Source organism: Candidatus Omnitrophota bacterium (genome assembly GCA_040755155.1).
Classification (GTDB): Bacteria; Hinthialibacterota; Hinthialibacteria; order Hinthialibacterales; family Hinthialibacteraceae; genus JBFMBP01.
In genome coordinates, this window is record JBFMBP010000044.1 from 1 (window position 1) to 11,449 (window position 11,449).

4 protein-coding genes are annotated in these 11,449 nt (G+C 53.3%); 3 read left to right on the plus strand and 1 reads right to left on the minus strand.

All coding sequences use genetic code 11. From position 1 onward, the window contains the following. Positions 1-87 precede the first annotated feature (87 nt). Entirely contained in the window at positions 88-2,055 is a 1,968-nt protein-coding gene (locus AB1656_05630; GenBank protein MEW6234847.1) for an adenylate/guanylate cyclase domain-containing protein, read from the minus strand. Between the two features lie 358 nt (positions 2,056-2,413). On the opposite strand from AB1656_05630, the gene AB1656_05635 reads away from it, so the two are divergent. Genes AB1656_05635 through AB1656_05645 form a run of 3 tightly spaced genes read left to right on the plus strand, consistent with a single transcriptional unit; the run spans position 2,414 to position 11,196 of the window. Next, complete coding sequence (locus AB1656_05635) at positions 2,414-6,823, plus strand: hypothetical protein (GenBank protein MEW6234848.1); 4,410 nt, start codon at positions 2,414-2,416, stop codon at positions 6,821-6,823. A 32-nt stretch (positions 6,824-6,855) separates the two neighbouring features. Then, complete coding sequence (locus tag AB1656_05640) at positions 6,856-8,043, plus strand: hypothetical protein (GenBank protein MEW6234849.1); 1,188 nt, start codon at positions 6,856-6,858, stop codon at positions 8,041-8,043. 60 nt (positions 8,044-8,103) lie between these two features. Further along, complete coding sequence (locus AB1656_05645; protein ID MEW6234850.1) at positions 8,104-11,196, plus strand: caspase family protein; 3,093 nt, start codon at positions 8,104-8,106, stop codon at positions 11,194-11,196. Positions 11,197-11,449: the final 253 nt, after the last annotated feature.

The following is an 11,449-nucleotide window of genomic DNA, read 5'->3' on the forward strand; positions in this document are numbered from 1 at the left end:
AATCAACCCCCCTCTAACTCCCCCCAAGCTTGGGGGGAGAATTTAAAAGCGGATTTTATTAATTTTGCAAGAGCCTCAATAGAATGATTATATCACAGACCGCCGTTGGGAATGCGTTGCTTCGCCGCGAGGGCGGACATTCATTAATTCGTGAAGAATGACTTTTCCTTTGCGTCCCCGGATTTCGTTTTCTCCCAAATTTCGCACTTCCAAATCGTTCATACATTCCTTGTAAGTATCATCGCTGATGAGCGCTTCGGTTTGAAAGCGCTTATTGATGCCTTCAATGCGGGAAGCCAGGTTCACCGCATCTCCGATGCAAGTGTAATCGCTGCGTTTTTCCGAACCCAGGTTTCCCAAGACGGCGAAACCGGAGTGAATGCCGATTCCTATATGGAACGGCTCATGGCCTTGTTCTTCCCAGGCGCGGGATATTTCCCGTTGGGCTTCCAACATTTCCACGGCGGCCTTACAGGCAAAGTAGGCGTGATCTTCGTTGGGAATCGGAGCGCCGAAAATAGCCATGACGGCGTCGCCGATGAATTTGTCGATCATGCCGTGATTGCGAAAGATCACTTCCGTCATGGCGGTAAAATATCGGTTGAGAAAATCGATCAAGGCTTGCGGGTCCATCGATTCCGAAAGCGGCGTAAACGAACGGATGTCGGAAAAAAGAACGGTGATGCGGCGGCGGTCCCCTCCCAACTTGACCAAGTCGGGATTTTCGAGCATTTGCTCGACAAGAGCCGCATCCGTGGCCTTGGAAAACAACTTTTTCAAGAAACGCTTCTCTCGTTCTTCGAAAATGTAGCGGTAGGAAATCGTAGACGCCGCCGCCAGCGCCAGGCAGACGGAGGGAGTAATCAAGCGTAGTATAAGACCTCCGTACAGCAATGCCGCCGCTCCCCCAGCTATCCAAAACGAAATAACGGCCAAGCTGCCCAAAATCCCCGCCCGGATCGACGCGAAAGCGCATAGGGCGCTTATCGCGGCGGCCAAGCAGAAGGTTCCCCAAATTTGCAGCCGGTCGCCGGCGCGGCGGAGAATCGAACGCGAGAGGATCGTCTTGACGATATTGGCGTGGACTTCCACGCCGGGAATCGGCTTCGAATCGATGGGCGACTGGAATTCGTCGTGCAATTCTCCCGTCGTTGCGCCCATGAGAACAATGCTGTTTTTCAAGCGGTCGGTATCGAAAGAATGCTCGTTCTGCGCGCCGAAAAATTGATCCGACAACAGATCGTAAAATGGATCGAGAAAGAGATAAAAGGGAAATCGCTCCACGCGCTGGCCGTCGTAAGCGATGGGAAAGGTCTCATGATGCAGGGGAATCTTCAAATCTCCAATCGTTGACTCGTTCGATTCTTTCAGATTGATTTTATTTTCTTCAAGATTCAAAAAGAGACGCGCGATCTGAACGGCGAACGCGGGATAAAACGAATCCTGATGCTTTGCGCCGGTAAAGGCGCGGCGGATCGTCTCATCGGGATCGATGGGCAGCGAGACGACGCCGCGATAGGCGGCGTCAAGCAAAACCTCGCGCGGATTCTTCATGGTTTGAACCGCGGCGCCTTCGACGCGGTTGGTTTCCATTTTGCTCGCCAGCACGACCTTGCCATGACGGCGGCTGGCTTCCGCCAATTCCTTTTCCAAGCCGTCCTGATGGGCGGGATCGTTCAGCAAATGCGTTTCCACGAACAGTTTATCGATCCCGATGACGGCGGCGCCCAACTGTTTCAATCGATCGATCGCTTGCGCGAAAAGAGCAGGAGACCAAGGCCATTGAGAAAGGCGGGGATCGTCCAGCATGGCCATCGAGGAAAAACTATCCTCATCGAAAGCGACGATGAATATTTCGGGAAGGTTCTTATTCGGATCGGGGGTGTAGGCGGTACGGTGGATCAAAAGACGGTCGTAAAGCCAAGCGTCTAAAGCGAAAAGCGGCTCGTGGGCGTTCGGCCGTGGATCGAAGAGGAAGTTAACCTCCCCGAACGCCGCGGCGATTCCAAGAATCAATCCAATCGCATGTTGTCTGGTTTTTCTCGATAGAGTCATACTATTCCCGCCCGTTCGAATATCGCCCAGGCTTAAAAGCTAATGGAATCGAGACGCCGCTGTACCGATCTTGTTCGTCAATATAAAGGTTTCTTCATGGCGTCATCATATCCAATTATGTCTTGGGGAGGATGTCAAGAATAAAACGATTTTTAGTATTGTCATAAAAACTTAAGAGCGGATTGACTAGTTATTGTCGCCCGTAGACTTGAATCCAGAAATAAATGACATGAGCCTGGCTGGATTTTGCATAGTCAATCGAATAAGTTTCGCTTATACTATTTTTTACTATCGAACCAGTTTGATTTCTGAAAAGCCTTATTCCGGCCTCAACCAACGGAAAGAGTTTGCAAATATTATGAACGATCGACGAAATTCGAAAACAGTATTCGTAAAATCGGTTAATGAGACGCAAGATATCCTGAATAAAACGATATCGCAGGGATTGAACATGTTTCTTTTACTGGGGCTGGTTTTTGCGATGAATCGTCCTGCCGCCTATTCGCAAATTCCCGCTGGACGCGGTAATATTCTCTTCGCTGGGCATCGCATCGCGAAGGATGTCGTTCCGGGTCTATTGCAATCGGGCGACGGCGCCGTCAATCCCGGCGAAACGGTATTAATCGCTCTGCGGATCACCAATCTTGCAACCGCGCCCATCGAGGGAGTGACGGGAACGTTGTTTTCGTTGGATAAAAATATCTCGCTGGCGGATACGACGCTGAAATGGGATCGCCTCGAACCTGGCCAGACGCTGCAATCCGCCAACGCCGTCGCCGCCGTCATATCGCCTTCCATCGCGCCGCCGAAATCCATTTGGATTGCGGGACGCATTGCGGGACCGCTTATTAAACCGGTAACGGCGACATTCGAACTGCTCGTGTTGCAATCCGTCAACCTGGGACCGCAAAGCGGCAACGGCGTAGAACCGATCGGCTTGGCTTTCGCTCCGGTTTCCAACCGCATCTACGCCGCCAATCGCCGCAGCCATACTCTCTCCGTCGTCGCCCGGCAAGCGGCGGCTAGTCTTCCCCTATCGGCGGAGCCGGGAACGATATTGTTCGATTCCTTCACGAAGAAGATATATGTCGGCCATCGCGGCGCGCCGATCGTTTCGGTCGTCAATCCCTTGTCGAATCGAGTCGTCCAGGAAATACGTTTTGAGGGAACGGCAGACGCCGCCGCGGTCGCGCTGTCGTCATCGCTGGGCTGGCTTTTTGCGGCGCATGATGATATTCGTCAAATCTCCGCCGTGAATTTGCGCGGCTATGCGCAGGAATATCGCCTGACCGGTTTTCAGTCCATTGCTGCGATCGCATTTATGGAAACGCGGAAAACGCTGGTTGTTCTCGATCCCGCCTCCCGCCTGGTTTCTTTGGTTTCGGTTCAGAACCGCAGCCGCCGGGATATGGCCGTCGAAGGGACGATATTCGGCAATTCGCTGTCTGTGGATGACGCCAATGGAGTAGTATTCTTCGGCGGACAGGAAGCGGGACGCAAGGGAATCTATTCGTTATCCGTGGAGTCCGGCGCGGCGGCGTTTCGTCCTCTAGAAAATATCGTCCGTTCTTTATATTTTGACGAGCCAACGCATCGTCTTTACGCTGGTCTGGAAAAATCCGATAAAAGCGATCCAAGTTTAATCGTTCTCGATGGGAGTACGGGCGCATTGATTGCCTCGGCAAAATTGGGGGATTCCTTCGATTCGCTTCTCATGGTGCGCCATGGGAAGAATTCATCTCTTTTTGCGGCGGATTCCACTAGTCATCGCTTGTTGGTTTTCAACGGTGAGACGCTTTTCGTTAAAAGTTCCATTACGCTTGGAAACACGCCTCTAAACGCCGCTTACGATGCGGAGCGGGGACGCGTTTACGTCTCTAATGGAGAAACTTCGCTGCTTTCCGCCGTCGACGCCGAATCGGGGCGATTGCTGGAATCCCTTCCCATAGGGAACAATCCCGCTGGAATCGCCTTCGATTCATTGCATAACGTAGGCTATATCGCCTTGCAGGACGACAACGCCATTATGGAGATTCGAACGAATGGCGTTATGCGGCCGATTCGACGGTATAAGGTCGGCGCTTCCCCTTCCCAAATCGTTATAGACGCGACGCGAATTCGCGTAATAGCGTCATGCCCCAGCGCGAACAAAATCGTTATTCTTAATCCCAAGGATAAGTCCGTTCAATCCGTCGATGCGGGTCAACAGCCGTACGGCGTGGCCGTCAACGAGAAATTGGGCGTTTTCTACGCCGCCGCTCTTGGCTCCTCGGAAATTATCGCCTTCCATACGGCTACGGGAGCGAAATTGAAATCGATTTCTCTAGCTCAGGAGATCAAGCCTTCCGCCATTGCCGTCGATCCCTTAACCGATCGCGTTTTCGTGGGACTTTTAGGGAAACGCGAAGTCTGGACGTTCGACGCGGGTTTGAAGCGAATCGATTACCTAACAGCGGCGATCGATGACGCCATCAGCGCTGTGGCGGTGGATTCCCAATCGCGGCGTCTCTATGTAACCGGTTTTACGTCCGGTCAAATGCAAGTTTACGATCTCGACGATTTCCGTTTCATCCATGCGGCAGACGTCGGCCGGTCGCCAGTCGGAATCGCCGTGGATGAAGACGGCTCGCGCGCTTTCGCGGCGGCGGCGATGGGCGGAGCGCTTACGTTTTACCAGAGACCGGAAAGAATCATCGAGAAGCCTTCCGCCCCGCCGTTGCTGCGGGTGGAAACGGACGATACACTCATCAACTTGAGTTGGACGAAAGTGGAAGGCGCGCTAGGCTATTTGATCGAACGTTCGCAAGCGGATCTGGGCCGCTTCGTCCCCGTTACGGCGGCGCCTCTTGGCGCCGAAACGACGGCCTATACGGATATCGACGTCTTCAACGGCTTGAAATATCGTTACCGTGTGCGCGCCGTAGGCGCAGAGAGACGGCTGGGAGCGGCGGCCATATCGCAGGTTGCGATTCCGAAAAAATCTACGGCGTCAGGATTTCTATTCCTACCGAAAACGACGCGCCAACGATACTTTGGCGGGGAAGTGGCCGATTTTCCCTTCCAATTCCGTCCCATATTAGGATTCAAAGACAATCTTTCTTATCAAGTCGAAGGAGATCTTTCTCGCATTGCCTACGTAAAATGGACGGGCAACAAAACGAGAGACTATAGCGCTCCGTTTTTGATTCATTGCTTATGCGGCATCCTGGAAAGCGCCGAAGAGGACGATTATGCGAGTATCCCATTACAAATTAATGTCTTCAACGCAGGCGTGAAAAAGAGCGTTCAAATTTTTATTGAAATCATTCCCCGTCTGGACGATGTTGGTGAATTGGATACGCAAAGGGAATCGTTAGCCCGCCGTCTCAACGACGGTTCCGGTCCGATATCGCTCACCGCGGATCAAAGCGCCAGCGTTTTGGGAAAATCCATCGTAACGATCAGCGGCGAGATTCCCACTTCGCAGGCGATGACATCGATCGATCTCGCCGTGAAAAAGTCAAATGGGACGTTAGTGGTTTTATCGGGCGTTTTATTGGAGAATGGAAGATTCACCGCCTCCATTCCCGTCCTCGGGCCGGAGGAAGCGGGGAATTGGCGCATCGAAGCCTACAACAGCGGCAACGACGTGGTGTGCGCCGGTCAAAGTCCCGCCTTCGTCGTCCCCGTATCCTGGTATGAAGAGAATACCGCGGCGCATATCGTCCGGCCTCTCGCCGATGTCCCCGATTTCGGCATAGGCTCTTTTTTGATCATCGCTGGACCCCCTTCCGACGTCCGCAGCCAAAAGGCGACCGAGGAACTCGTCGACCGCATCGGCGGCGTAATGAAAACGCGGCAATATGGCGACGAGTCGCTGAAAATCATGAGCGCGGACGATATCGCCGCCGAGCATGAATCGCTAACCCTGGCTTCTCTCAAGGAGACTATTCGCGCCTTCGCCTCCTCGGAGCCTTTGTTTCTGCATTTTCTCGCTGACGCCGATTCGTCAGGGAATTTAATACTCAACGAGAATGAAATCCTATCGCCTGGAGAATTGGATTCTCTATTGGCGCAAGAACGAAGCGGAAAATCCAACGTCATCGCCGTCGATGGAAAATTGGCGGACGCTTTTCTTTCCAAATTGAACCAGCCTGACGGCGTTCTGATCGCCTCCACCGGTTCCGGGAATTTCAGCATCGCCATCTTTGCGGAGCTGGCGGACGAATCGCGAGTCAGTTTTTCCTCCTATTTCTACGATTCCATCAACCTTGGCCGCAGCATTGAGGAGAGCTATACCATCGCCGCCAAAGAGATTGAGGAATTGCAAGGACCTCTCGCCCTGCAAGTTCCAGCGCTTCACGCCAATAACGAAACCTTGGCGCAATGGCCCATCGGCTACGCCGCCGATCAGCCCCTGGACGAGCCGAGCGACCGGCTTCCGCCGGATATCCTGACGCTGGATATCGAAGAAGAGGGGGAAATTCCCTCTAAAAGTTTGCTGCTATCGGTAGAAGCGGTCGACAACCGTTCGATTCAATCCGTCAGCGCCGTTCTCGGCGACGCCGCTTCCGGCTCCGTCAAAACGATCGCTTTAACGCGGGATGATAGTACGGGTTTCTATAAAGGCGCGATCATGGCATCCGATTTGCCGCCTTTGGCGGAGAATCAAACGCTGGTTTCGCTTGCGGTAATCGCAACCGATCCCAGCGGCAATCTATCCGATCCGATGATGACTTCCATCGCAGCGGAAACGCTGACCGTCGTAGGGAAATGGTGGAAGTTATAACCGCCGGCATTCGATCGATGAAGGGGATAAGTATGAATCCTGCTCGCGTACTGACGCGGTTGGTTTTACCGTCGCTAGCTGCTATTTTTTCCATGCTGCCTTTATCCGCCGCCGCTCAAGGCATTCAATTGCCTTTTACGAATTTCGATTCGGTTTTGGGTTTTTATCATCCTTCCGTCCTTTCGGGCCAGGCCCTATTGCAGCCGGTCGTCGTTCAGCGGCTTGGCTCCGTGGCTTCATCGCTGCAAGCCGCCGCCGCCAACGAGATCGCCAACCTCTCCATTTCGGCGGCGGGGACGCAGTATTTCTTCGGCAAGGATCGCATGTTTTACGCTTCCAACAACCTCGGAACGTACTTCATCGAGCCGCCGTGGACCAACGGGGCGGGCAACGGCTCCTTCGGCGTCAATACGGCGTATCTCGATTTTCAAACGTTCCAAGATCAAGGATTGGATGAAATTTTCGATTTTTACAACGCTTCCACAGGAAAGAAAGCTTGGGAAGGGAATTATGGATTATGGGGAGTATTGACCAGTTTTTCCTTCGTTTATGGCCTGACGGAGAAACTGGATATGGGCGTCATCGTTCCTATGGTCTATTTGGAAGGCGATGGATTCGGCGAGTTCGCCGGTCTCGAAGGTTTTCCCTCCATTACCGATTTTCAACGCTCTTATACTGATGCAGCAGATATCATCCTGCGGGCGAAATATGAATTGTATGAAGTAGAGGATTTGGACGATCTCTTCTGCTGGACGGTGGGCGTCGATATCAAACTCAACAACGGCGACGAGGATCTACTCTTAGGTACGGGCGATTTCGGTTATCGCCTGCGCACCGCCGTCGGCAAACGTTTCGGCCCCTTCTATCCAGTAATCGAAATCGCCTATAACTTCGCGGGCGTCGCCGCCCAGACGGAAATGAGCGTGTTGAATCCGTCGGGTGGAACGCAAACCTTCCGTACGGGCGTCGAGGACGGCGATTTCAACGCTTTCGAGGTTCGCTGTGGTTTGCCGATCGCTTTGGTCGAAGACCGCTGGACTTTCAGCGTAGAATGGATGCACTCCAATTCGGATTTCGCCGTAACCAACGATTTGGGCGTATCTACGCGCCTAAAAGTCATGGAGCAGTTTTACTTGCAAGGAGGAGTGCGCATTCCCTTGGACGAGGATGGATTGCGGACGGACTTCATTCCCGCCTTCGGCGGCGAGTATCGGTTTTAACGAAAAAACGAAATGGGAAGACGCCGATCGTTTTAGAAAGACGTTTAAGAAGAGGTCGTTATGTATATAGAGATTTATCGAAAGAAACGAACGGTCATAGATTGTGGGATCATTTTTCTTCTCCTATCGATGGCTTTGGCGATGGCGCCGTCCGCCATCGCCGTCCAATGGCAGCATTTCGAATATGGCGGCGCCATCAAGAGCATGGTCTCTTACGGCCAAGCCGTCTGGATCGGAGGCGAGGCGGGGGCGCTGCGTTTCGACGCGGAAACGGGGCTGTTTCTCCGTCTCGAAAAGTCTCTCAACCAACGCGGCGAATCGCTGCAATTGGCGGGGAGCATCGTGCGCGACATCGCCGTCGACCCGCGCGGCCGCGTCTGGTTCGCCTGTTGGGAAAAAGGGGCGGATGGATTGACCGGCGCCGGACTGACGATGATGGATCCTCTCGGATTCGTTTCCTTTACGGAAAAGGAAGGTCTGCCTTCCAATGAAATCTATTCTCTCTGCGCCGATCCCCAAGGAAGGTTGTGGGCGGGTACAAAGGAAGGAGTGGCGGTTTGCGACGAAGGCCGCTGGACGATTTATACTACGAAGGACGGCTTATACCGCAATGACGCCGTTGAGATATCCATCGATGCGCAAGGCCGCGTCTGGTGCGGATTTTGGCGCGGCGTCAACGCCTTCTATGATGGGAATTGGTGGTCTTGGCAGCGTAAGCGCGTGGATTACGTCTACAGCATCGTCCAGGGCAAGGACAATAAGATTTATTGCGCCACCAAGGGCGGCCTGGCGATTTACGACGGCGAACGCTGGGAGTATGCGCTCAACCGGGGCGATCTGCGCAAACGCTTGATTTCTGATATGGCGGCGGATAACAATGCCCGCATCTGGTGCGCCTGGGGCGGTTTGGATAAAGGGGTATCGTTTTTTGACGGTTATCGATGGGCGCGCATTACTCAACAAAATACCGATGGCGGTCTCGTCAGTAATTACGCCATCGCCGTCGCGGCGGACCCGCATGGCCGGATATGGATCGGCGACCGCAAGGGGGCCGTCTCGGTTATGATTCCCGATGGCGCGCCGTTGTTGGCGCAAAGCGCCTTAATGAAGGCGGGGCCATCGCGCGGGGAAGCGGTGGAGATCGATGATGCCTCGGCGTACTTGCGTATAAGCGAACCATGGGCGGCGCCGTTCGCTCCCGACGTGGAGCCGCTTCTTATCGCTCAAACCGATGCGAAAGCGAATATCAAACTGCGCAGTCCCGATGGTTTGGACGCCTCCACCGAATCGGCTCCTTTCGAAATCAACCAAACCTCTTTGAAAATCGCAGGCGGCGTCGCCGCGATAGGCGCCAAACTGGCCAAACTCACCGCCAATGGAATCGTAATCGAATTGAAGAATCCCGTCGATTACGGTTTTGGCGGTCCGCCGATTTATCCTTTCGAAGCGTCGATTTCGCTTAAGCCAGGCAGCCCAATCCATCTTGAGGTTTTTAATGAGAATGGGAAATCTGTCGGCGTTCGCGATATTCCCGTCAAGTTGTTGGCGGCGGAGCTCGGTTTGAAGATTAAGATCGCCAAACCGGAAGGATTGGAGGCGGCGTCGGCGGACGCCCCTTTTGAACTTTCGGGAATGATGCTCGATCTCGCGGGCGGTATCGCCGTACAAGGAAACGTCAAACTCGCAAAATTGGAAATCAACGGTTTTGCGGCGGCGTTACAGGGCGCCGTCGATTATGGTTTTGGCGGCCCCCCGATCTATCCCTTCGAAACTAAGGTCTTATTGAAAGAGGTTCAAAACATCCATATCGAGGTATTCGATGGCGAGGATCGCTCGCAGGGATTCCGAGATTATCCCATAAAAATCTTGCAGCCCTCTCCGGAAAATCGGCAGCCCGAAATTCGTTTTATCAAACCGTCCGTAACCGAGGAACAGTTGATCGCCACGCGCGGCGGCGGCGGACCGATCGAAGTGAAAATGACCAGCGCCAACCGGGGATTCGTGCGCGGGCTGGCTCAGGACGATACGGAGATTAAAAACGTATTGTTCAACGGCGGCCCAGTGGAATACCTTGTCGAAGCCTCGCCTCTTCACTTGGAAGAGGCGGGCATGTTCGGCATAAAAAACGCCAAATTTTTCGAGCATCGCTTCGCTCTCCTGCCGGGCGATAACCGCATCGCCATCCAAGCGATTGATTATTTCGACAACGCGACGGAAATCGATTTCGACATGACTGTTCAGCAACCTCTCTACGATTCGATGTTTTATGGCGATAACTACGCCTTGGTCGTTGGGATCGATCGATACCCATCATGGAGAAAATTGGACAACGCCGTTCGCGACGCCAAAGGGATGAAGGATTTGTTGACGCAGCGATTTCAATTTAAGGCGGATCATGTCGCGGAACTCTATGATGAGAACGCCAGCCTAGAAGGCATTTTCGACGCTTTGCGGCGATTGGCGAAAGTAGACGCCAATAGCCGCGTCATCGTCTTTTTCGCCGGTCATGGATATACGGCTACTTCTTCGGGGGGAGAGAAGCAGGGCTTTCTCATCCCCTTCGACGGCGCCGCTCCATCCGGCAAAACCAGAACGGAAGCCGTAAACGCTTGGCTAAGCATGGATCGGCTCACCCGTGAAATGAAACAATTCCAAGCGAAGCATATTTTGCTGATTCTCGACGCTTGTTATTCCGGACTGCTGACGGCGAGGCGCAGCGCCGTTTTCGGCGATATGGACGATTCCGCCGGATTGGGCTTCGGCGACGAAAACGCCCATATAGCGAAATACCTTCGCCTTTCGGCCCATAACGCCATCGAAGTCGTTACCGCCGGTTCCGAAGACGAAGCCGTTCTCGACGGCGGTCCCGGCGGTCATAGTTTTTTTACAGGGATGTTGATTCAGGGATTGAAATCGGGCCAAGCCGACTTGATCGCCGACGGCGTTATTACTTCCGAAGAGTTAGGCTCCTACTTGACGAGGGAAGTGCGCATCGCGGCGGCGGACCGGCAGCATCCGGCTTATTCGAAACTTCCCGGTTTCGAAAACATGCTAGGCCTGGTTCTTTTTTCCGCGACGGAACCTGAAGGAGCGATGACTTCAATGAATCTTATGGAGCGCGTTTCCACTTATCTGCAACAGCCGTTGCAGTAAATTAAAAAAACGGATGGAAAACAATGATGCCGTTCTCCATCTGTTTGTTGGATTACAGGATGGGGCGCGCTGTTTGACCCATCAAATTCCACTCTCAAAATGGGTAGAGGCGAAGTGAAACTTGATAAGCATTATACCAATCTGCATTGAGATTGTCGCTTTTCAAATTCCTCTCCCAAGATTGGGAGAGGTTAGGTGAGGGTTGATATTATTAGACTTATTGTTCCCTCACCCTAACCCTCTCCCAAAGGGC

What these genes read in the sequence shown, in the direction of transcription:
- AB1656_05630 (MEW6234847.1), bottom strand. Translation starts at nt 2,055, where the DNA reads ATGACTCTATCGAGAAAAACCAGACAACATGCGATTGGATTGATTCTT.
- AB1656_05635 (MEW6234848.1), top strand. Translation starts at nt 2,414, where the DNA reads ATGAACGATCGACGAAATTCGAAAACAGTATTCGTAAAATCGGTTAAT.
- AB1656_05640 (MEW6234849.1), top strand. Translation starts at nt 6,856, where the DNA reads ATGAATCCTGCTCGCGTACTGACGCGGTTGGTTTTACCGTCGCTAGCT.
- AB1656_05645 (MEW6234850.1), top strand. Translation starts at nt 8,104, where the DNA reads ATGTATATAGAGATTTATCGAAAGAAACGAACGGTCATAGATTGTGGG.